The organism is Amycolatopsis alba DSM 44262 (assembly GCF_000384215.1).
In the GTDB taxonomy this organism is placed as follows: Bacteria; Actinomycetota; Actinomycetes; order Mycobacteriales; family Pseudonocardiaceae; genus Amycolatopsis; species Amycolatopsis alba.
Window position 1 is genome coordinate 3391193 of the sequence record NZ_KB913032.1, and the last position, 20385, is coordinate 3411577.

Annotated in this window: 24 protein-coding genes; 7 read left to right on the forward strand and 17 right to left on the reverse strand. The window is 68.9% G+C overall.

Features of this window, described 5'->3' with window-relative positions:
- Positions 1-111 precede the first annotated feature (111 nt).
- A complete protein-coding gene (locus tag AMYAL_RS0116025) occupies positions 112-1266 on the reverse strand; it encodes an MFS transporter (RefSeq protein ID WP_051137532.1) in 1155 nt (384 codons plus the stop codon).
- 62 nt (positions 1267-1328) lie between these two features.
- Between AMYAL_RS0116025 and AMYAL_RS0116030 the strand changes: the two genes are divergently transcribed.
- Both AMYAL_RS0116030 and AMYAL_RS0116035 read left to right on the forward strand, forming a co-directional pair.
- On the forward strand, positions 1329-2273 hold the full coding sequence (locus AMYAL_RS0116030; RefSeq protein ID WP_020632317.1) for an ArsR/SmtB family transcription factor: 945 nt from the start codon (positions 1329-1331) through the stop codon (positions 2271-2273).
- A 34-nt stretch (positions 2274-2307) separates the two neighbouring features.
- Complete coding sequence (locus AMYAL_RS0116035) at positions 2308-2943, forward strand: MBL fold metallo-hydrolase (protein ID WP_020632318.1); 636 nt, start codon at positions 2308-2310, stop codon at positions 2941-2943.
- Here the strand turns inward: AMYAL_RS0116035 and AMYAL_RS0116040 are convergent.
- The 4 genes from AMYAL_RS0116040 to AMYAL_RS0116055 all read right to left on the reverse strand — a co-directional run bounded on the left by AMYAL_RS0116040 (position 2940) and on the right by AMYAL_RS0116055 (position 6577).
- A complete protein-coding gene (locus AMYAL_RS0116040) occupies positions 2940-4088 on the reverse strand; it encodes a DUF418 domain-containing protein (RefSeq protein ID WP_020632319.1) in 1149 nt (382 codons plus the stop codon). The two genes, AMYAL_RS0116035 and AMYAL_RS0116040, sit on opposite strands and share 4 nt — an antisense overlap.
- Positions 4089-4167: 79 nt before the next feature.
- Positions 4168-4911 carry a TetR/AcrR family transcriptional regulator gene (locus AMYAL_RS0116045; protein ID WP_020632320.1) on the reverse strand — a complete coding sequence of 248 codons (744 nt, stop codon included), beginning with the start codon at positions 4909-4911 and terminating at the stop codon, positions 4168-4170.
- Between the two features lie 4 nt (positions 4912-4915).
- On the reverse strand, positions 4916-5632 hold the full coding sequence (locus tag AMYAL_RS0116050) for a DUF2334 domain-containing protein (protein WP_209447239.1): 717 nt from the start codon (positions 5630-5632) through the stop codon (positions 4916-4918).
- A 63-nt stretch (positions 5633-5695) separates the two neighbouring features.
- On the reverse strand, positions 5696-6577 hold the full coding sequence (locus AMYAL_RS0116055) for a phosphoribosylaminoimidazolesuccinocarboxamide synthase (protein WP_020632322.1): 882 nt from the start codon (positions 6575-6577) through the stop codon (positions 5696-5698).
- A gap of 35 nt (positions 6578-6612) precedes the next feature.
- On the opposite strand from AMYAL_RS0116055, the gene AMYAL_RS48425 reads away from it, so the two are divergent.
- Positions 6613-7419: an SAM hydrolase/SAM-dependent halogenase family protein gene (locus AMYAL_RS48425; RefSeq protein WP_084702123.1), complete on the forward strand. Its 807-nt coding sequence runs from the start codon at positions 6613-6615 to the stop codon at positions 7417-7419.
- Here the strand turns inward: AMYAL_RS48425 and AMYAL_RS0116065 are convergent.
- From AMYAL_RS0116065 to AMYAL_RS0116100, 8 genes are all read right to left on the reverse strand, one after another.
- Positions 7302-8189 carry an MOSC domain-containing protein gene (locus tag AMYAL_RS0116065; RefSeq protein ID WP_020632324.1) on the reverse strand — a complete coding sequence of 296 codons (888 nt, stop codon included), beginning with the start codon at positions 8187-8189 and terminating at the stop codon, positions 7302-7304. The two genes, AMYAL_RS48425 and AMYAL_RS0116065, sit on opposite strands and share 118 nt — an antisense overlap.
- 127 nt (positions 8190-8316) lie before the next feature.
- Positions 8317-9057: an amino acid ABC transporter ATP-binding protein gene (locus AMYAL_RS0116070; protein ID WP_020632325.1), complete on the reverse strand. Its 741-nt coding sequence runs from the start codon at positions 9055-9057 to the stop codon at positions 8317-8319.
- Positions 9054-9812 carry an amino acid ABC transporter permease gene (locus AMYAL_RS0116075; RefSeq protein ID WP_020632326.1) on the reverse strand — a complete coding sequence of 253 codons (759 nt, stop codon included), beginning with the start codon at positions 9810-9812 and terminating at the stop codon, positions 9054-9056. Before AMYAL_RS0116075 ends, AMYAL_RS0116070 begins: the two co-directional genes overlap by 4 nt.
- Positions 9813-10595 (reverse strand): ABC transporter substrate-binding protein, encoded by a 783-nt coding sequence (locus tag AMYAL_RS0116080; protein ID WP_020632327.1) that lies wholly within the window; start codon positions 10593-10595, stop codon positions 9813-9815.
- Positions 10596-10603: 8 nt separating this feature from the next.
- Complete coding sequence (locus AMYAL_RS0116085; protein ID WP_020632328.1) at positions 10604-11377, reverse strand: ABC transporter substrate-binding protein; 774 nt, start codon at positions 11375-11377, stop codon at positions 10604-10606.
- Positions 11378-11382: 5 nt separating this feature from the next.
- The gene (locus AMYAL_RS0116090; RefSeq protein ID WP_020632329.1) at positions 11383-12210 is read right to left on the reverse strand and encodes a substrate-binding periplasmic protein; all 828 of its coding nucleotides are present in this window, start codon (positions 12208-12210) and stop codon (positions 11383-11385) included.
- A 290-nt stretch (positions 12211-12500) separates the two neighbouring features.
- On the reverse strand, positions 12501-13931 hold the full coding sequence (gene purB, locus AMYAL_RS0116095) for an adenylosuccinate lyase (RefSeq protein ID WP_020632330.1): 1431 nt from the start codon (positions 13929-13931) through the stop codon (positions 12501-12503).
- A 20-nt stretch (positions 13932-13951) separates the two neighbouring features.
- Positions 13952-14545, reverse strand: coding sequence for a TetR/AcrR family transcriptional regulator (locus AMYAL_RS0116100; protein WP_020632331.1), 594 nt, complete (start codon positions 14543-14545; stop codon positions 13952-13954).
- Positions 14546-14668: 123 nt separating this feature from the next.
- Here AMYAL_RS0116100 and AMYAL_RS48430 point away from each other — a divergent pair, with 123 nt between their 5' ends.
- Entirely contained in the window at positions 14669-15073 is a 405-nt protein-coding gene (locus tag AMYAL_RS48430; protein WP_167336150.1) for a nuclear transport factor 2 family protein, read from the forward strand.
- Here the strand turns inward: AMYAL_RS48430 and AMYAL_RS0116110 are convergent.
- Positions 15067-15771 carry a hypothetical protein gene (locus tag AMYAL_RS0116110; protein WP_020632334.1) on the reverse strand — a complete coding sequence of 235 codons (705 nt, stop codon included), beginning with the start codon at positions 15769-15771 and terminating at the stop codon, positions 15067-15069. The two genes, AMYAL_RS48430 and AMYAL_RS0116110, sit on opposite strands and share 7 nt — an antisense overlap.
- On the reverse strand, positions 15758-16276 hold the full coding sequence (locus AMYAL_RS0116115; protein ID WP_020632335.1) for a SigE family RNA polymerase sigma factor: 519 nt from the start codon (positions 16274-16276) through the stop codon (positions 15758-15760). Before AMYAL_RS0116115 ends, AMYAL_RS0116110 begins: the two co-directional genes overlap by 14 nt.
- 135 nt (positions 16277-16411) lie before the next feature.
- Here AMYAL_RS0116115 and AMYAL_RS0116120 point away from each other — a divergent pair, with 135 nt between their 5' ends.
- From AMYAL_RS0116120 to AMYAL_RS0116130, 3 genes are all read left to right on the forward strand, one after another.
- A complete protein-coding gene (locus tag AMYAL_RS0116120) occupies positions 16412-17428 on the forward strand; it encodes a threonine aldolase family protein (RefSeq protein ID WP_020632336.1) in 1017 nt (338 codons plus the stop codon).
- A 2-nt stretch (positions 17429-17430) separates the two neighbouring features.
- Entirely contained in the window at positions 17431-18021 is a 591-nt protein-coding gene (locus tag AMYAL_RS0116125; RefSeq protein WP_020632337.1) for an HAD family hydrolase, read from the forward strand.
- Between the two features lie 87 nt (positions 18022-18108).
- Positions 18109-18930, forward strand: a complete 822-nt coding sequence (locus AMYAL_RS0116130; RefSeq protein ID WP_020632338.1) for an SAM-dependent methyltransferase — start codon at positions 18109-18111, stop codon at positions 18928-18930.
- On the opposite strand, the gene AMYAL_RS0116135 is transcribed toward AMYAL_RS0116130, so the two are convergent.
- Positions 18927-19109, reverse strand: coding sequence for a hypothetical protein (locus AMYAL_RS0116135; RefSeq protein WP_005152523.1), 183 nt, complete (start codon positions 19107-19109; stop codon positions 18927-18929). The two genes, AMYAL_RS0116130 and AMYAL_RS0116135, sit on opposite strands and share 4 nt — an antisense overlap.
- A 92-nt stretch (positions 19110-19201) precedes the next feature.
- Positions 19202-20383, reverse strand: coding sequence for a pyridoxal phosphate-dependent aminotransferase (locus AMYAL_RS0116140; protein WP_020632339.1), 1182 nt, complete (start codon positions 20381-20383; stop codon positions 19202-19204).
- Between the last annotated feature and the right edge of the window lie 2 nt (positions 20384-20385).

The following is a 20385-nucleotide window of genomic DNA, read 5'->3' on the forward strand; positions in this document are numbered from 1 at the left end:
GTGGCTTTCGCGACACCGGGGGTGCGGCGAGACGTGGGCCCGGCACTTTCGCACGACTGGTCGGACGACACGCGTGACCTGACAGGCGACACGCTCGCGGCCGGGTCCCGATCATGACTCCTGTCCTGCGGGAACACCAGGCACGTCGCCCGTTGTGACAGTCGTGCGGAGCTGCAAAGCCCCCGCCACCATCGCCGCCCCCACTCCGAGAAGCGGGCACAGCCACACCGGCAGCACCCCGATCGCCAGCGAGCCCAGCCCGAACCCCGAAGCCTGCACGGTGAAAGCGAGCGAGAAGCCCTCCGACCGGCGGCGTTCCGGCAGCAGTTTCTGCAGGTTGACCGACGAAACGGCCATCAGCGGGCCGGTGCAGAGCCCGATCAGCGTGACCCCGCCGAGCAGCCCGGCCCAGCCGGATCCGGCCGAAACCACGACCCCGCCGAGGACGAAGCCCGCCAGGAACAGCCGCGGATCGCCGACTTTCCCCCGCGCCGCGTACAGCGCGCTCCCGGTGACGCTGGCGGCGCACAGCACGACGATGACGATCGCCGTCGCCGAATCGGGTGCGCCGAGGCGCTGCACGAGCGGCAGCAGGCCGACCTCGATGGCCGACAGCAGCAGGCCGACGGTGAACAAACCCGCCAGCCAGGGAACACAGGCCGCGACCGGGATCGACTGCCGCTCGACCGTCCTTTGTGGATCGCGGGTGCCGGTCCGCCGCGGTACGAGCAGGGCCGCGAGCAGGGCGACGACGGCCATCGCGAGGACCGGGACGGCCGGGCCGGACGTCGCCAGGAGCGCCACCAGCAGCGGGCCGCCGACGATGACGCCTTCGAGGATCATCGCGTCGACCGAAACGGCACGGGGCAGCTCGTCTTCGGTCACCGTTGCGGCGAGCAGCGTCCGGAAACCACCGTTGAGCCCGCCCGCGACCAGGCCCGGCGGGATCGCCAACGCGAGCAGCACCAGATCCGGGGCACCGGCGGAAGCGACGGCGGCCAGCAGGAACAGTCCGGCGGCGACCAGCGGCAACAGCACGACGAGACCCCGTGCCGGTCCGACGCGGTCGAGCAGCCGCCCGGTCGGCACGGCGCCTGCCATCTCGGCACCGACGAAGACGGCCATCATGATTCCGCCGAGCCGGTACGAACCGGTCGTCGCGGTGGTCAGCACGGTGAAGGCCAGCGGTGCCATCGTCGCGGGCAGCCGGTTCAGCTGTACCCCCGCCGACCAGCGCCAATACCCGGAATTACGCAGCAAGGTCATGTCAGGAGACCCTGCCGAACGAGGGATGGCGGGAACCATTGATTAGCCCATAGCCTAATCCGATGATCGAGCTGGTCCTGACCGCCGAGAGCGCCAACCGGGTCCGCTTCGGCATCTCCCCGCTCGACGAGACCATGGGCGCGATGCAGACCCTGCTCGGACGGCGCGGGCATCCGAGTCATCTGCCGTGGCTGCGCGAGGCCGCCGCGAAACTGCCGGACCTGCCCATCGACGGCTTCGCCAAGGTGATGAGCGCGCGGCACTACATCACCGACTTCCTCAGCCCGCCGCCGAGCGGGCCGGAGACCACCGCGTCCGCCCAGCTCGCCGAAATCCGCCGGACACCGCCGGACCAGGTCGCCCGCGAACTGTCCAAAGTGGATGCAGAGCTGAGCGGGCTCCCGGCGGACCCGGCCGAGGCGAGGAATCTGCTGGCGGCTCAGATGGAGATCGCCTGGACCGAACTGGTCGAACCGCACTGGCCGCGGATGCGCCGTTTCCTCGTCGCCGACATCGAGGAACGTTCACGGCGGCTGGCCGCCGGCGGCATCGCGCTGGTACTGGAGGACATCCACCCGCGGGTGCGGCTCGTCGACGACGTCCTGGTGATCGAGATGAAGGAACGCGGCCGCTTCCGCCTCGACCGGCGCGGGCTCCTGCTGATCCCCGGCGTCTTCGCGTGGCCGTCGGTCGGGGTGATCACGATGAAGCCGTGGCAGCCTTCGCTGCTCTATCCGGCCCGCGGCGTCGCCGAACTCTGGTCGGATCCCGAACGCCCGGCCGACGCGCTCGCCGGGGTGCTCGGCCGGACGAAGGCCTCACTGCTCACGACGCTCAACGAGCCCGCGAGCACCACCGAGCTGGCACGCAGGCTCGGCTTCTCCGCGCCGACGGTCTCGCGGCATTTGACCGCGATGCGCGCGGCGGGCCTGCTCGACACGCGGCGACGCGGCCGCGAGGTGCGTTACCTGCGCACCGAACTTGGCGACGCCCTGCTCCGGGCATAGGCTGGAAAATGACCTACCGCGAAGGAGAACACTGATGCGTATTGTCCACTTTGGACACGCTTGCACACTTCTGGAGACCGAGGGCGCGCGGATCCTGATCGACCCCGGCACCTTCTCGGCTGGTTTCGAGGGCGAGCGTGAACTGGACGCCATCCTGATCACCCACCAGCACTTCGACCACCTCGACGTCGAACGGCTGCCCGCGCTGCTGGAAGCGAACCCCGGCGCGCAGCTGATCGTCGATCCGGGCTCGGCCGACACCGTGCGGAAGATCGGCGCCGAGTTCCAGATCGCGAGCCCCGGCGACTCCTTCGGCATCGGGTCCAGCGGCGTCAACGTCGTCGGCGGTGAGCACGCCGTGATCCACGAGGACATCCCGGCGATCCCGAACGTCGGGTACATCGTCGATCACGGCGCGTTCTACCACCCCGGTGACTCGTTCTTCGTGCCGGAACAGAAGATCGACGTCCTCGGCCTGCCCACTGGCGCCCCGTGGCTCAAGGCCGGCGAAGCGGTCGACTACCTGCGCGCCGTGTCGCCGCGCCTCGCCGTCCCGATCCACGAAGCCGTCCTCGCGCGGCCGCAGATGCACTACGGCCTGTTCGCCAACCTCGCTCCGGAAGGCACCGAGGTGAAGGTGCTCGATGTCGGGGAGCCGGTCAAGCTTTAGCGATAGGCGAGTTTCCGCACCAGGATCTCCGCCGGGCCGCGGTAGCCCTTCCGGTGCATCCAGTACGCGACGACGACCGAGAGCAGCCACACGCCGAGTCCGCAGGCGGCCGCCACGAACGTCGGGTCTTTCTCCTGGCCGCCGAGGCCCAGCATGAACGGGGGCGCCAGGATCAGCCACGCCACCGACTGGAACAGGTACGCGCTCAGCGTGCGCTGCCCGAGGGCGGAGATCGCGGTGACGACCACGCCGCGACGTCGTTTGCCGACAGCCATGCCGATGAGGCCGAACAGGCTGAGGTAGCCGATCGCGCCGAACACGCCCGCACCCTCGTACAGCAGCTTGGCGAACCCGGCGGTGTCGGTGTCGAACCCGAGGTAGTCGCCGGCGAAGAGACCCATCGGCAGGGCGCCCGCGATCGCGACGCCGAAGCCGCCGAACACGCCGACGAGGAGGATCTTCCGGTTCGGCTCCTCCAAGAAGCGCTTCTTCGCGGCCCAGGCGCCCACCCAGACGAAGAGGATCGACGGCAGCAGGACCATCGTGATCGACGGCCATTCCACCAGGCGTTCTCCCAGGGCGTCGCCGTACGTCGGCGCCAGGGAGGACTTGTCCTCGGGTGACGGGACGGGCGCGTCGCCGGAGTTCCCGCTGAGCACCAGGTACATCAGCACGGAGAGGTAGCAAAGGGCGAAAACCAGGTAAAAGGCCGGAAGCCGGTAGAAACCCTTGCTGCGCCGCAGGAGCAGCAGGGTGAACACGACACCGATGACGCCATACGCGCCGAGCACGTCACCGGAGAAGAACAGCACCCCGTCGACGGCGCCGAAGACCAGCAACCACGCGTGCCTCCGGAGCAGGACGCCCCGCGTCCGGGGCCACGACTCGCCTAGCGCCAGCTGGCGATCCGCGAACTGCACCATCCCGTAACCGAGCATCATGCCGAACAGCGGCAACGCGCACGCGTGCACGAAGACGAACAGCCCCACGAAGTACGGCCGTTCCAGGCCCTGCGGCGTCTGATCGACCCCCGGCGAGTTGCCGAGGAAGATGCTCGCGGTATGCGCCAGCGCGACGAGCAACAGTGCGAAACCCCTGGCCAGATCCGGTGCGAGCACTCGCTCACTGGTCGGCAACGACTTCATGATTCCCCCTCGATCATCCTTAGTATCCAACGTACACTAATTAATGTCCGGCGGATACTAAATGCGGAGAGGGCGGCTGTCAGTTCGCGTCGATGAGGGCGGCGACGCCGTCGAGGACGACGTTGAGGCCGAAGCCGAAATCGGGATCTTCGGCCTGGTCGGGAGCGCCCAGGGAGGTCAGGAAGCCCGCCGCGTCGGGGAAACGCTCGGGGTCGATCAGCTCGGCGAGCCCCTTGCCATAGGCCTGTTCGGCCTGCGCCTGGCTCAGCCCGCTGTCCTTCCTGCCCTCGGCGAGCTGGATGGCCTGCGCGCACGCGAGGCGGACATAGCCGCTGATCAGCACGAGCACCCCGCCCCTGGTGCCCCAGTCGAGACCGGTGTCGCGCAGCGTGCGCAGGATCGCGTCCATCCAGGCGACCCCGTGCGGACCGGCGGGCGGACCGGACAACGGCAGCTCGACCAGCCACGGATGGCTCATCAGCACCGCGCGGTTGGCCTCGGCCAAGATGGTCAGTTCGGCCCGCCAGTCACCGGTGGACTCCACCCGCGGCGGGTCACCGATGGCGAAATCGGCCATCAGCTCCAGCAGTTCCGCCTTCGAGCCGATGTGGCGGTACAGCGACATCTTCGTGACGCCCAGGTCCTTCGCCACGTTCGCCAGTGTCACGTTCGCGACGCCTTCGCGATCGGCGAGGGCCACCGCGGCCGCCACGACGCTGTCGATGTCGAGCACCGACGGCCTGCCGCGCGTCGGGCGTTCCGAACGACGCCAGAGCCGCAGCAACGTCGCCTGTGCGTCGCTCCGGTCGGCGTCGTCGGTCATCCCGTCAATCTAGTTGCAGCGACCGCGGCCGCGAGAGCGAGCCGTAGGTGGTCCCGAAAGCGCGGTTCTCCAGCGAGACGTCGACGGCGTCGAGGAACGCCTGCCGCAGCCCCGGCCGGGCGAGGTCCGCGGCGTCGATGCCGAGCCGGACAAGCCCGCCGCGGCGCGCGGCCCTGGCGGCGGCCAGCACCAGCGCGAAACACCGGACGGTCTCCGTCCGGTGCGACGGGCCGCCGAACTCCTGCACCCTGGCGCGCCGGACCTCACCGGACACCAGGTCCCGCACCGAGACCAGGTCCGCGCACAGCCTGAACCCGTGCTCGCGCAGGGCCTGCACGGTGCCCTCCGACGCGATCCAGCGCGGCGGCGCGAACCCGTCGACGGCCATGCCGTTGGCGTCGAGCGCCGCCTTCGCCGCGATCAGCCGCAGCCGCGCCTCATGCGCGGGGAGAGCCGCGAACTCCGCGCGTTTGCCCAGGTGGACGGCGCGGTGCGTGGGAGTGATCCGGTGGTCGTAACCGTGCAGGAGGACGGAATCGCCATGTGCGCGGCGGGTCCGGACCCACTCGGTCACCGGGCCCTCGCCGGTGCGGGCGGCGTAGAGCACGGACAACGGGACCTTGCGCCTGTCGAGCTCGGCCGCGAGGTCGGCACAGCGGTGCAACGTCCGGGTGGTCACGCCGGACAGGGAAACCAGCAAACGTGCGTCCACGGTCCTCATTGGGACAGACCGGCCTTGCGCCGGACTGACGGCGGAGTGAACACCGCAGGTCAGCCGGGCGAATCAGCTGGGCCAGTCATCGAGCGAACAGCCGGTGATGCGTTCGTAGGCGTCGATGTACCTCGCCCTGGTGGCGGTGACGATCTCGTCGGGCAGCGGTGGCGGCTCGGGTCTCTCCAGCCGGTGCCAGCCCGACGCGGGACCGGTCAGCCAGTCGCGCAGCGGCTGCTTGTCGAACGACGGGAGCGGGCTGTCCGGGGTGCGCCCGGCCGCCGGCCAGTAGCGCGACGAATCCGGGGTCAGGACTTCGTCGGCGAGCACGAGGTTCCCGTCCGGGTCGATGCCGAATTCGAGTTTCGTGTCCGCGAGCAGGATGCCGCGTTCGGCGGCGAATTCCGCGCCGCGGCGATACACCGCCAGTGTCGCCTCGCGGACTTCTTCGGCGCGTTCACGGCCGAGCTGCCCGACGACGTCTGAGAACGCGATGTTCTCGTCGTGCGACCCGTGATCGGCCTTGGTCGCGGGGGTGAAGATCGGCTCGGGGAGCTTGGCGGACTCGGTCAGGCCGGGGGGAAGTTCGACACCGCAGACGGTGCCGGTCGCGCGGTAGTCGGCGAGGCCGGTGCCGGTGAGATAGCCGCGGGCGACGGCTTCGAACGGCAGCATCGCCAGCTTCCGCACCAGCAGCGCGCGGCCGCGTACCTCGGCGGGGATGCGTTCGTCGTCGTAGGAGACCAGGTGGTTGGGGAGGACATCGGAGAGTTGGGAGAACCAGAACACGCTCATCGCGGTGAGCACCCGACCCTTGTCCGGGATGGGGGTGTTGAAGATGACGTCGTAGGCCGAGATCCTGTCCGAAGTGACGAGCAGCAGATGCTCGTCATCGACGGCGTAGAGCTCACGGACCTTGCCGGCGGCGATCTTCGGGTATTCGAGCGTCGTCACGGCTGCACCCTAGCGATCAAGGATGATGGCTGATCATGCCGATCCACTGCGTTTCGTTCACGACCGACTACGGGCTGTGCGACGGATTCGTGGCCGCGTGCCACGGGGTGATCGCGCGGATCGCGCCGTCCGTCCGGGTGATCGACGTGACCCACGGGATCCCTCCGCAGCAGGTCAGGACCGGCGCCGAGGTGCTCGCCCAGACCGTGCCGTATCTGCCGGATGGCGTCCATCTCGCCGTCGTCGACCCCGGCGTCGGCACGGCGCGGCGCGGCGTCGTGGTGGTCACGGAACGCGGAACGCTCGTCGGCCCGGACAACGGACTCCTCATTCCCGCGGCCGAAACACTCACCGGGGTGATAGCGGCGTACGAACTGGCGGCCCCGGAGTACCGCCTTCCGGTGACGTCGTCGACGTTCCACGGCCGCGACGTCTTCGCCCCCGCGGCGGCGCATCTCGCGCTCGGCGTCGCCCCCGAGGAATTCGGGCCGCGGGTCGACGACCTCGTGCGCCTGCCGGACCCGTTCGTCGCGGTGTTCCCCGGCAAGCTGGTGGCCGAAGTGCTCACGGTCGACCACTTCGGCAACGTCCAGCTGGCCGCGAGCCCCGCCGACCTCGAACTGGCGGGACTGTCCGGCACGGTCTCGGTCAGCAGCGAGCACGTCCTGGTGAAAGCGCTGGTCGGCGACACCTTCGGCACGGTGCCGCCGGGCTGGAACGTGCTCTACACCGATTCCGCGGGCAAGCTCGCGGTCGCCGTGAACGGCGGTTCGGCCTCCGCCGTGCTCGGGCTGGGACCCGCCCAGGAGTGCACGATCACGTCGTCACCGACGGTCAGCTGACCCGGCCCGGTCACCGCCATCTTGATCCCGAACGAGACCCCGCCCTCGGGTTCGCGCCGGTAGTCGGCGAGCGACCGGATCGGCTCGGGACCCGCCTTCTTGCCGGTCTCCTGATCGACCATCGGCACCGTGCAGCGGATGCAGACCTTCGCGTAACCCAGCTCCAGGCCGCCGACGGTGAGCGCGCGGACGTCGTCCTCGCGATGCGGCTCCGGCCAGCCCGCGACGACGATGTTGGGCCGGAAGCGGTCCATCGGCACGGCTTCGGCGCCGCGCGAAGCGATGCGTTCGTTCAGACCGTCCAAAGAGGACTCGGAGGTGAGCAGGATCGCGTGCGCGTCGGCGAAGGCCGCGGTACCGGGGATCTCGCCGTTGGTGACGCGCTCGTGCTCCGGCGCGAGGCCGACGAACACCGACGGCAGGCCGAGGACGTCGGAAAACCACTCGGCGGCCTCGTCGCCCTGATGGATGCCCTTGCCCTGCCAGGTGAACGTCGCCGCGGGATGCCGCGGCCCGTCCGGCACGGTCTCGACCAGGAGATCCTCGACGCCGGGAGCGGTGAGGCGCAGGCGGGCGCCGTCGTCGGTCACTTCGGCCCCGATCGCGGCCATCACCGGATGTTTGCGCTGGCTGCGGAACTCGCCCTCCGGGGACACGACCATCCAGGCACGGTCGAACCTCAGGCCGGCCGGGGTGACGTCGGCCGTGTCGACCGACGTCCCCGCGCAGCCCTTGACCGGGTAATAGACCAGCTTCGCGACTCTCGCCATGACCGCAGATTACGCGTGTCGTCCGTCCAGACACGCGTAATCGCCAGGCGGACATCCGGGGCCTGTGTTGCGAAAGCCACTTTCGCAACCATCAACGTTGTGAAAGTGGCTTTCGCAACATGCCCGGTCAGAGCACCTGGGACAGGAAGCGCTGAAGCCGCTCGCTCTGCGGAGCGTCGAAGATCGCTTCCGGAGCGTCATGCTCGACGATCTTCCCGGCGTCCATGAACGCGACCTCGTCGGCCACGCTGCGCGCGAAACCCATCTCGTGGGTGACCACGAGCAGCGTCAAACCGCGCTCGGCCAGCCCCGCCATGAGGTTGAGCACGCCCTTGACCAGCTCCGGGTCCAGCGCGCTGGTCGCCTCGTCGAACAGCATGACCTCGGGCTCCATCGCGAGCGCCCGCGCGATCGCGACCCGCTGCTGCTGCCCGCCGGAAAGCGCGCTCGGCCGGTACGGCGCCTTGTCGGCGAGGCCGACCTCGGCGAGGCGGGCGTGCGCGATCTCCGCCGCCTCCTCCTTGCCGAGTTTCCGCACGCTGCGCAGCGGCAGGGTGATGTTGTCCAGCACGCTGCGGTGCCCGAACAGGTTGAAGTGCTGGAACACCATCCCGACCCGCTGGCGCAGCGCGTCCGGGTCGGCGGAGATGACGCTCTCACCGCCGAGCAGCAGGTCTCCCGAGTCGGGTTCCTGCAACCGGTTCACGCAGCGCAGCAGCGTCGACTTGCCCGAACCGGACGGGCCGACGATGCAGGTCGTGCGGCCCTTTTCGACCTTGAGGTTCACGCCCTTGAGCACTTCGAGGGTGCCGAAGGAGACGTGGATGTCGCGGAGTTCGACACTGGAAGAACGGACAGCGGCGGTCATGACATCGGCACCTTTCCGGCGTTCAGCACTTCCAAGTCGCCGCCGTCGTCGTCGGCCTGGACCTTCTTGCCGGTGCGCAGCTTCTTGTCGATGAAGTTCACCAGATGCGTCAGCGGGACGGTGATCACCAGGTAGACGACCCCGGCCGCGACCAGCGGCGACAGGTTCCCGGTGTTGGCCGCGAGGTCCTGCCCGATGCGGAACAGGTCGCGCTGCTCGGCGAGGAAGCCGAGGAAGTACACCAGGCTCGAGTCCTTGACCAGCGCGATGAACTGGTTCACCAGCGCGGGCAGCACCCGCCGCACCCCCTGCGGGATGACGACGAGCGCCATCGCCTTGGTGTAGCTCATGCCCAGCGCGCGGCTGGCCTCCATCTGTCCTTTTTCGACGCTCTGGATACCGGCGCGGAAGATCTCGCCGATGTACGCGGCGGCGATCAGGCTCAGCGCCAGGATGCCCAGCGGATAAGGATTCCGCGACAGCGACGGGATGAGGATGCCACCGCCCTGGCCGATCACCAGGATGGTCAGGATCGCGGGCAGGCCGCGGAAGATGTCGGTGTACACCCTGGCAGGCCAGCGAAGCCACGCCTTGCTGGACAGTCCCATCGTGGCCAGCAGCATGCCGAGCACGGTGCCGATCAGCGCCGAGAACGCCGACAGGATCAGCGTGTTCAGCAGGCCCGTCCCGAGGAGGTCGGGGAAGACCTCCCAGATGTACTCCCACTTCAGGAAGGTGTTGAAGAAGTCGTTCACTTACCGCTTCCCGGCCTTGAATTCCGCGGGCACCGGCGCGTTCGGCTCGAAGCGCTGGTGCACCCTTTCCCAGGTCCCGTCGGCGATGACCGCCTTGAGCCCGGCGTTGATCTTGCCAGCCAGCTCGGCGTTGCCCTTCTTGACCGCGAAACCGTGCGGGATGGTCGTGGTGATCGCCTTGACCACCTTGAGTTTCGCGTCCGGGTTCTTCGCCGCGTAGTCCTCGGCGGTCGCCTGGTCGAAGATCGCGCCGTCGATCGCGCCGGTCTTGAGCGCGGCGAGCGTGGCGGCGTCCTGCGGGAACCGCACGGCCTGCGCGGTGGGCGCGTTGGCCACCAGCCAGCTGTCCGACACCGTGCCCTGCACGACCCCGATCCGCTTGCCCGCCAAGGAGTTCTCGTCGGTGATGCCGGTGCCCTCGCGGGCCTCGATGCCGAGCGACTGGTAGTTGTACGGCACGGAGAAGTCGACGGTCTTGCGGCGCTCGTCGGTCTGGGAGATCGCGGAGCTGCCGATGTCGAACCTGCCGGTGGCGACCTGGCTCAGCAGCGTCGCGAACTCGGTGGAGACGAACTCGAGTTTCAGGTTCTGGTTCGCGGCGATGGCCTTCAGCAGCTCGTTGTCGAACCCGGTGAACACGCCGTTTTCCTGATACGCGTTGGGTTTCGAGTCGCTGAGGGTGCCGACGCGCAGTGTGCCCGCGCCGGCGTCCTCACCGCCGCCGCACGCCGCCAGCACAGCCAGCAGGGCAGCGCCGAGGGCGGCGGCGAGTGACTTCTTCATCGTGATCCTCACGCCTTGAATTGGTCCGGCACCGGTGCGGTCGGCAGGAACTTCTCGTGCAGCTTGACCCAGGTGCCGTCGGCGATGACCTGCTTCAGGCCATCGTTGATCTTCGTCTGGAGTTCGGTGTTGCCCTTCTTCACCGCGAAGCCGTGGGGCACGTCGGTGGTGAAGGACTTGACGACCTTGAGCTTCGTGTCGGTGCTCTCCTTGACGTTCGTCTCGGCGATCGCCTGGTCGAGGATGTAGGCGTCGACGGCGCCGCTCTTGAGCGCGGCCAGCGCCGGGGCGTATCCGGGGAAGCGCACGGCCTGCGCGTCGGGCACGGTCGAGGTGAGCCACTTGTCGCCGACGGTCGCCTGGATGACCGCGACCCGCTTGCCCGACAAGGCCTTCTCGTCGGCGATCGGCGAGCCGTCCTTGGTCTGGATGCTCATCACTTCGAAGTTGTACGGGTTGGAGAAGTCGACGTTCTTCTTGCGCTCTTCGGTCTGCGCGATGGCCGAGCTGCCGATGTCGAACTGGTTGCTGGAGACCTGGCCGAGCAGCGAGGAGAACTCCGTCGAAACGAACTCCAGCTTCAGGTTCTGCTTGGCGGCGATGGCCTTCAGCAGCTCGTTGTCGAAGCCGGTGAAGTTGCCGTTCTCGACGTAGATGTTCGGCGGGGCGTCGCTCAGGGTGCCGACACGCAGGGTCTTCTCGGTGGCGGATTCGCCACCGCCGCAAGCGGCGAGCACGGCGACGAGACCGGCGGCCAGCGCGGCGAGCAGAGTTTTCTTCATGGTGGTCAGACCCCCGTGTTCTGCACGGGCAGGCCGGGGCCGCCCTGTTCGAGTTCCTTGGGCAGCGGCTCGGTCTTGAAGAACTGAGCGTGCAGGCGGGCGACGGTGCCGTCCGCCACGGCCTTCGCGAGGCCGTCGTTGAGCTTCTTCAGCAGGTCCTTGTTGTCCTTGCGGACGGCGAACGCGGACGGCGTGTCCTTGGTCTCGACCGTGTAGCCGAACTCCAGCTGCAAGTCCGGGTTCTGGTCGATGTACTTCTGCCCGATGTCCTTCGGCACGACCCAGCCGTCGAGGCTGCCTGCCTTCAGCTGCGCGAAACCGGCGTTGTAGTCGGGGAACCGGACGACGTTGGCGCCCGCCACCTTGCCGCTCGCGAAGTCGTCCTGCACCGACGCCTGCACGACGCCGAGCCGCTTGCCATTGTAGGCGCCGACGTCCTTGAGGCCCGCGCCCTTCTTCGTGATGATCGAGGTGAACCCGGTGCTGTAGCCGTTGCTGAACGCGACGGTCTTCTTGCGGGCCTCGGTGGTGGAGATCGTGGAGCTGCCGATGTCGAACTTGTTCGTGGCGACGGCGGCCAGCAGACCGGCGAACTCGGTGCCGACGAACTCGACCTCGAAGCCCTCGCGCTTCGCGATGTCGCGGAGCAGCTCGTTGTCGTACCCGGTGAAGTTGCCGTTCTCCAGGTAGATGGACGGCGGCGCGTCGGTCAGGGTGCCGACCCGCAGCTTCTGACCGCTCGCGGCGGTGTCACCCGAGCCGCAGGCGGCGAGGGCGAGCGTGGCCGCTCCGGCCGTGACGACGGCGACGATTTTCGACAGCGTGGATCTCATCGCTTCTTCCGTGGGTTTCGGCGCCAAGGCGCGATACAAACACGCCAGGCCGCCTCATGGGCGGCCTGGCGCTCCGGGTTCAGCGATCGAGATTAGACATTTCGCCCGATCGAGTAATCTCGTCTCACTCTGTGATATCGCGCGACTGAGATCACGCTGCCAGGGCGCCCGCTGGTGATTTCGCAGGTCAAGCGGCCTTTGAAGGGCGCCCTGCCATCGTGATCCCAGGGCCTGACGGCCGAAACGCGCGACTTCAAGGGATCAAGAGACCTTGGTCACCGCAGCCGTGGTCAGAGAATCGGTGCGGGCGAGTAGCCGGCGGCCTCCGGGAAACGCTCCAGGATGTCCGAGACGCGTGACGCGATCGCGGCCACCTGGCGCGGCGCGACACCGGTGAACGAGATCCGGTCGGCGAGGAGTTTGTCCAGCTCACCGCGGTCGAGCGGGATGCGCTCGTCGGCGGCGAGCCGGTCGAGGAGGTCGTTCTCCGCCAGCCCCTGCTCCCGCATCGCGAGCGCGACGCCGACGGCGTTCTCCTTGATGGCCTCGTGAGCGGTTTCACGCCCGACGCCCGCGCGGACCGAGGCCATGAGCACCTTGGTGGTCGCGAGGAACGGCAGATAGCGATCGAGCTCACGCCCGATGACCGCGGGGAAGGCGCCGAACTCGGCCAGCACCGTGAGGAAGGTCTCCAGCAGGCCGTCGAGCGCGAAGAACGCGTCGGGCAGCGCGACCCGGCGGACGACGGAGTCGGACACGTCGCCTTCGTTCCACTGGTCGCCGGCGAGCTCGCCGATCATCGACAGGTAGCCGCGCAGCACGACGGCGAGCCCGTTGACCCGCTCGCACGAACGCGTGTTCATCTTGTGCGGCATGGCCGACGAGCCGACCTGGCCGGGTTTGAAGCCCTCGGTGACCAGTTCGTGGCCCGCCATCAGGCGGATCGTCTTCGCCAGGCTCGACGGGGCGGCCGCGAGCTGGACGACGGTGGACAGCACGTCGAAGTCGAGCGAACGCGGGTACACCTGGCCGACGCTGGTGAACACGTTCTCGAACCCGAGGTGGGTCGCGACCCGTGACTCCAGTTCGTCCAAAGTGGACTCGTCGCCGAGCAGGTCGAGCATGTCCTGCGCGGTGCCGACCGGGCCCTTGATGCCACGCAGCGGATACCGGGCGATCAGGTTTTCGAGCCGGTCGAACGCGACCAGCAGTTCGTCGGCGGCGGTGGCGAACCGCTTGCCGAGCGTCGTCGCCTGCGCGGCGACGTTGTGCGAGCGGCCGGCCATCACGGTGTCGGAGTGCTCGACCGCGATCGAGGCGAGCCGGGCCAGAACCGCGCCGACGCGGCTGCGGACCAGCTCCAGCGAGCGCCGCACCTGCAGCTGCTCGACGTTCTCGGTGAGGTCCCGCGACGTCATGCCCTTGTGGACGTGCTCATGTCCGGCGAGCGCGTTGAACTCCTCGATCCGGGCCTTCACGTCATGCCGCGTGACCCGCTCGCGCGCGGCGATCGAGTCGAGGTCGACCTGCTCCAGCACGCGTTCGTAGTCGGCGACGACACCGTCCGGCACCTCGACGCCGAGGTCGGCCTGCGCCCGGAGCACGACGAGCCAGAACTCACGCTCCAGCACGACCTTGCGTTCCGGGGACCAGAGTTCGACCAGCTCAGGCGAGGCGTAGCGGCCGGCGAGCACGTTGGGGATGCGGGGCTTGTCCGTCACGCGGCCAGACTAACCGGGCGCTAGGCGAGGGCGGCCTGCAGCATCCGGGCGGCGGCGGCCCTCGGCTCCGGATCGACCTCGATCAGCGCGTTGACCACGGCGCCGTCGACCAGGGCGACCAGCCGCTCGAGCTCGGCGGCGTCCACCGGGGTGCCGGAGCGCGCGAAGATCTCGTGGAGCAGTTCGTACAGCTGCGCGGACAGCGTCCGCATCAGGGGCCGAAGGTACGGACGACGTCCTGTCCCGACGAGACGCTCGTAGCGCAGAAGGACCGCTTCGGCGTCGGCCTCGCGATCCGGGCGGAGCGGGCCGAGGAGCATGTCCAGCACCAGGTCGACGGTGGCCTCGACACCGCGGTTGCGGGTCGCCAGCTCGTCGAGGCGGTGCCGCCCGGTCTCCAGCTCCTGGTTCGCGTGGTGCTCGACGGCGGCCGTGACGAGCTCTTCGAGCGAGTCGAAGTAGTACGTCGTCGAAGCCAGCGGAAGCCCCGCGCGTTCGGCGACCGCACGATGCCGCACGGCGTCGAAACCGCCCTCGGCCAGCAGTGACGCGGCGGCGTCGATGAGCTCGGCACGGCGTCGCTCACCCTTCGGCGTTGTCGCTGCGGCGGTCATGGCGGGCTATTTTGCCAGGCGCGCCGGGAGCAGCCCTACTTCCCGGCGTGCCAGCCGTTTTCCAAGAGGTCGAACGCGGCTTCGACGGTGCGTTCCGGGTCATCGGACCGCTGGGCGAGCGCCGTGGCCTCCACCGCGAAACGCGCCAGGGCCGCGCACCGCGGATCGTCCTCGGGGACACCGATTTCGGCGGCAGCGTCAGGGAAATCCCCCTTCGCAAGTAACCCGAGGAGAAAACTCAAGTTCCAGGCCACGCATCACTCCATCAGCGGCCACCTCGTCGAGGTCGAAGGCGACGTCGCGCGGCTGCGCGCCACCATGACGGCCGTCCACGTCTGGGCACCGGAGCTGCGCGACGAACTGTCCCTCGGATCCCATTTCACGGCGGGCAGCGTGATCACCGGCGAGGCGGTCCGGACCGGCGAAGGCCGGCGATTCCGCGACATGGAGCTGCGGATCGTCTGGCGTGACGGCTTCATGCCGCTGGACCGGCTCATCCCGCCCAGCGGCGCGGACCAGGCTCAGTAGCGGGCGGCGAGCACGGCGACGAACCTGTCGACGTCGGACTCGGAGAACGCGGGCCTGCCCGAACCGTCGCCGAGGCTCACCACGATCACCAGCGACCCCTTGGCGGTGGTCCGCCGCGCCTCGGCCGCTCCGGCGGGCATCGGCGGGGCGACCGCGGCCGCCGGGAGGACCGCGACGGCGACCGAGCCGCCCGGCACCTGGAACCCCGCGGACCTGGCCCCCGTCGTACAGATGTCGCCGGGCGTCGACTTGGCGACATCCACGGGGACCGGGAGCTCGCCAGCGAGGGCGGTGGCGAGCTCCCGGTCCACCTGGTCGCACCCGAAGGTGCCTTCGGCCGTCATCTGGCCGGTCTTCTCTGGTCCGCCGCCCCCCTGCTGAGGCGGCGGATTCGAGAAGTTCGAGGGGTCCCCGCTGTCAAGAGGACGTGCGGACGCCGCTCCGGGTTGCCCCGCGGAAGCGGCTTCGCTGTCGGATTTGCCCGAGGCCCCCATCTGGAGCTCGGTTCCGCCGAGCACGCCGAACATGCCCACTCCGGCCAAGACCAAAACCACCGCACTACAGGCCACCGCGATACCGTTTCGGCGTCGAGCGGTGGCGCGTTTGGAGGCACGGACGACGTCGGCGGTGTCGAAGGACGGCGACGGCGCGTCGCCGGGGGCGTCACGGAACAACGCCTTCAAGTCATTCTCGTCCATCCCGTGCCACCTCCTCCTTCTCCATGACCTGCCTGAGGTTCGCCAGCCCGCGCGCGGTCTGGCTCTTCACGTTCCCTTCGCTGCAGCCGAGCACCTTCGCCGCCGCACCGACGTCCAGCCCCTCGAAGAACCGGAGCACCAGCACGGCCCGCTGTTTCGGGGGCACTTCCCGCAACGCGGCCAGCAGGTCTTCCCTGGTGACGACCTGTTCGCCGAGGTCGAAGCCGTCCTGCGGCGGTTCGGGCAGCTCTTCGGTCTGCCACTCCCGCCGCCACGGCCGCCTCGACTCGTCGATGGCCGCCCTGACCAGCGTCTTCCGCACGTAGGCGTCGGTCGCCGCCCGTTCTCTGATCTTCTTCCACCTCCGGTGCAGCGCGACGAACGCCGTCTGCGCGAGGTCGTCCGCACGATGCCAGTCACCGCAAAGCATGTACGCGGTCCTGCGCACGGAGTCCCGCTTCGCGGCGAAGTACTCCGCGAACTCTTGTTCGTCGCGCTGGTTCACGCGGTTTTTGTCTCCGCTCTTGCCTCGTCGGTGGGTAGGACGGAACCGGGGGCGTCCACGGTTGCATGAGCGGGCGCGGCGGACCAGCCGGGGAGGAGGTTCATGGCGAGGCCGACGATGTGATGTGATCGTACCGTGACCTCGACGATCGATTTCCGCTCCGACACCGTGACCCGACCGGACGACGTCATGCGCCAGGCCATGGCGGACGCCGAGGTCGGCGACAACGTCCTCGACGGCGATCCGACCATCGGCGCGCTCGAAAAGCGCGCCGCGGAACTCCTCGGCATGCCCGCCGCGCTCTGGACGCCGACCGGGACCATGGCGAACCTGATCGCGCTGTGCCTCCATCTGCAGCGCGGAGACCGGTTCCTCGCGCCGCGCGGCGCGCACGTGATCACCGACGAACTCGGGTCCGCCGCCTGGCTCGCGGGCGGCATGCCCGAGCCACTCGAACACGACGCCGGACCTGGGCGGCCGACACCGGAAACGCTTTCGGCCGCGATCGGCGTCCCGCGCGGGCCGTACTACGCGCTGCGGACCCCGCTGTTGTGCCTGGAGAACACGCACAACTCGGCGGGCGGCGCGATCACCCCGCCCCACGAGCACGCCCGGCTGGTCGCGGTGGCGAAGGAGGCCGGGCTGACCGTGCACCTCGACGGCGCCCGCCTCTGGCACGCGGCGGTCGCGCTGGGGCTCCCGCCCTCGGCGCTCACGGTCGGCGTCGACACCGTTTCCGCCTGCTTCTCCAAGGGGCTCGGCGCGCCTGTCGGCTCGGTCGTGGCGGGCAGCGAGGAGTTCGTCGAGAAGGCGAGGCGCATGCGCCAGATGCTCGGCGGCGGCGTCCGCCAGGGCGGCGTGCTGGCCGCGGCAGGCTTGGTCGCGCTGGACCGCATCGGCGATCTGGCCGAGACGCACGAGAACGCGACACGGCTCGCGGCCGGGTTCGCCGAGCACGGTTGGGAGGTCAACGTGCCCGAGACCAACATCGTGCAGGTCACCGCTCCTGACCTCGAAGGCAGGCTGGCCTGGCTGGCCGGGCTCGGGATCCAGGTGCTGCCGTCGGCAGGCCGGATCCGCTTCGTGCTGCACCGGGACCTTTCGGCGGCCGACGTCGAAGAAACCCTTCACCGCGTCAAGACCGGGGGCTGAACATGAACTGGATCGTCTTCGACTACGGCGACGTCATCTGCGCGCACACCGACGCGCTGCCGACCCTCGCCAAGGCCTTCGACCTCCCGCTCGCCGACTTCGAGCCGCACTACTGGGCCGAACGGGACCGGTACGACTCCGGCGGCTCGGACCTCGAGTACTGGCAGAGCGTCGGCCGCGCGCTGGACGTGCCGGTCGACAAGGCCTTCGCCGACGAACTGACCCGCATCGACGTCGCGGGCTGGACCCACGTCGAACCGGACGTGCTCGAACTGCTGGAAGGGCTGCACGAGGCGGGCGCGGCGCTCGCGCTGCTCTCGAACGCGTCGTCGACCTTCGGCCGTTGGGTGCGCGAGCAGGAATGGGCGGACCTCTTCCGCGTGAAGCTCTTCTCGGGCGATCTGGGCTGTATGAAACCCGACCCGAAGATCTACCGGATCCTGCTCGCCGAACTCGGTGCCGAACCGGCCGACTGCCTGTTCTTCGACGACCGTCAGTCCAATGTGGACGGTGCGCGGGCGGTCGGGATGAAGGCCGAACGCTGGGTCGGTGTGACAACGGCGCAATCTTCCTTCGGCTCTTCGGAGGAATAATTCACCCAGGCCGTTCATCCGCTTACGCGCGGTGAATCCGATGACCTACGCTGGACTCGTCCAAACCGATTCCTCCGGTAGGTGCCCATGTCAGCGGACCAGCGCCCCTTCGTGCCAGTCGATTTCGACCGGCCGAGTATCGCGCGGGTCTTCGACGCGCTCATGGGCGGACAAGACAACTACGAGGCCGACCGGGTGGTGCTGCGTCAAATCCTGGAGCTGGCGCCGGAATCACAGGTCATGGCCAAGGAGGTCCGGCACTGGCTGGTCCGGACGGTGCGCTACCTGACCGACCGGGAAGGCATCGACCAGTTCCTCGACCTCGGCTCCGGCTTCCCGACCGTGGACAACACGCACCAGGTCGCGCAGCGGTACAACCCCGAGGCTCGGGTGGTCTACGTCGACCACGATCCGGTGGTCCAGGCGCACGGCCGCGCGATACTCGCGGCGAACGACTTCGCGCATATGGCGGGTGCCGACCTGAGCAGGCCGACCGAGGTCATCGAGGAACTCTCCCGCACCCACCGGCTGGACTTCGACCGGCCCGCCGGGCTGATCCTGTGCGCGATCGTCCACCACATCCAGGACCTCGACGAGGCGCGCAAGGTCGTCCGCGCCTATGTCGACGCGCTGGCGCCCGGCTCGTTCGTCGCGCTGCTGCACCAGCACAACCCCGCCGACGGCTCCGAAGCGGCCGACATCGCGACGTCACTCGAGAAGCGCTTCAACGGCACGGGACTGGATACGCAGTACCGCACGCGTGAGGAGATCGAGTCACTGTTCGAGGGACTCGAACTCATGGAGCCAGGGCTGACCTATCCGCATCTGTGGTGGCCGGACGGGCCGCGCTTCACCCCGCTTTCGCCCGTGAACTTCACGTCGCTCGGCGGGGTGGCGCGCAAACCTTAACGGAGCTGCTTCGGGGTGCCCTTGCCCTTGATGGCGCCATACGCGGCCGTGCCGAGGAAGACCGCGCCGCCGATGACGGCGATCCAAAAGACGGCCTTCACGAGGAAACCGAGCACGGACCCGAGCACCATGAAGGCCACCCAAGCCAGAATCAGCCCGCCGACGATCTTCCAGAACATGGCATCCTCCGATTGCCTCACCCTGCCCGAGCGGGCCTGGTGAGTCCAGGTTGTCAGGCGGAACTCGCGAGCGCCTTCATTCTGTCCAACGTTCAGGGTGAATTCCGGGTTCCCCCTGACCCGGCGAGCCAGGCACCGACCCTGCGGACCCCTTCGTCGATGTCCTCGCGCGAACCCGCGAAGGAGAACCGCACGAACCTGCCGCCGTCGACCGGGTCGAAGTCGATGCCGGGAGCGATCGCGACGCCGGTCTCGGCGAGGAGCCGTTGGCACCAGCTGAGGCTGTCGGTCGTGTACGCCGAGACGTCGGCGTAGGCATAGAAGGCGCCTTCGGCCGGTGCGAGTTTGTCGATCCCGATGCCCTTGAGCCCGGCGAAGAGCACGTCGCGGTTGGCGCGGTAGTGCTCGACGTGACCGTCGGCCTCCGCGTACGACTCGTCGGTGAACGCGGCGATCGCGGCGTGCTGGGAGACCGCGGGCGGGCAGATGGTGAAGTTACCGGTCAGGACGTCGATCGCCCGGTGCAGCCGCTGCGGCGCGAGCATCCAGCCAAGACGCCAGCCGGTCATCGCGAAGTACTTGGAGAACGAGCCGAGGACGAGCGCCTCGTCGCCGTACTGCCAGGCGCAGTCGAGTCCGCCGTCGTAGGAGACACCGTGGTAGATCTCGTCGCTGATCAGCTGCACACCGCGTGAGGAGCACCAGCCGCTGATCGCGGCGAGTTCACCCGGCGGCAGCACGGTGCCGGTGGGATTGCTCGGGCTGGCCACGATGAGTCCCTTGATCGGACCCAGCTCGTCGAGCAGCGCGACGGTCGGCTGGAAGTTCGTCTCGGGACCGGTCGCGAACTCGACGACCTCGCAGCCGAGCACCTTCAGCAGGTTGCGGTAGGCCGGGTAGCCGGGGCGGGCCATCGCGACCCGGTCGCCAGCCTCGAAGGCGCTGAGGAACGAGAGCAGGAAACCGCCGGACGAACCGGTCGTCACGATGACGTCCTGCGGGCTCACGTCGACCGGGTACGTGCGGTTGTAATGCGCCGCGACGGCCTCGCGCAGCTCGGGGATGCCGAGTTGCTCGGTGTAGCCGAGGTGATGCTCCTTCAGCGCCCGCTGGGCGGCTTCGAGCACCGGCTGCGGCGCGGGCGCGGACGGCTGCCCCGCGAGCAGCGGGACCAGATCGCCGTGGCTGCGCTGCCGTGCCTGCGCGGCCGAAAGGACGTCCATGACGTGGAATGGCGGGACGTCGGAACGCGCGGCGGGACCGGGGAAGGACATGG